The 795-nt window shown below is 48.9% G+C and carries 1 protein-coding gene; it reads right to left on the bottom strand.

The features are described from left to right. A partial coding sequence (locus LD28_RS0112995; protein WP_033137385.1) for a phosphoethanolamine transferase occupies positions 1–795 on the bottom strand: 795 nt, incomplete at both ends.

Here is a 795-nt window from a genome sequence, read left to right as displayed (position 1 = left end):
TTGGTTCTACATTGACTGAATAGGTCTCGCTCGTCATTGTATACCGTTGTGTTGACATCCCAGATCCCCAGAACGGATGAGAACAAGTTATCATGTGAGTAACGGATGTTGGCTGCATTTTTCTGCAAACAGCTCATATCTAGTCCTTTCTCTTGGATGAAACCAGAGGACATCCAGAGCTGCATCGGTACTCGGGTTTGGTCATCGGGGGCAAATTTGTATGGCGTACCGTGCAGATAGAGCCCCAATGCGCCCAGTGATTCACCGTGATCAGATACGTAGAGAAGTACCGTGTTGTACTTGTCCTCATAGGTTTTCAATTTGGCAATCATCTGCGCAATCACATAATCGGTGTAACGGATGGTGTTGTCATAGGTGTTTACCAACTCTTCAGTGGTACAGTTTTCGATGTCGCTGCGTGGGCAATCGGGCAGGAAGTAGCGATGCTCGTCAGGGTAGCGCTTGTAGTAGGTAGGACCATGGCTGCCAATCAGGTGGAAACCAACCAGCTTGTCGCCTTTCATCTGAGCGATTTCATTATCCAGATTTTGCAGCATCACCTCGTCATGGCAGGTGGTTTTATCGCAGAACTGCGGGTATTCCTTGGGTTTGATCTCGATATTGGGTACCCGATCGCACACTCCCTTGCAGCCGCCATCATTTTCCTTCCAGAAGATAGAGATTCCAGTTTTCTGCAGTACATCCAGCAACCCTTCACTGTTGCGAGCTCGGTTGTCGTCAAACTCCTTACGGCCCATGTTGGAGAACATGCAGGGAACTGAAACAGCAGTGGCG

The sequence above is a fragment of the Aeromonas finlandensis genome (assembly GCF_000764645.1).
GTDB classification, from domain to species: domain Bacteria; phylum Pseudomonadota; class Gammaproteobacteria; order Enterobacterales; family Aeromonadaceae; genus Aeromonas; species Aeromonas finlandensis.
Note: the sequence above shows the minus strand (reverse complement) of the source record. Positions and strands in the feature narration are given on the sequence as shown.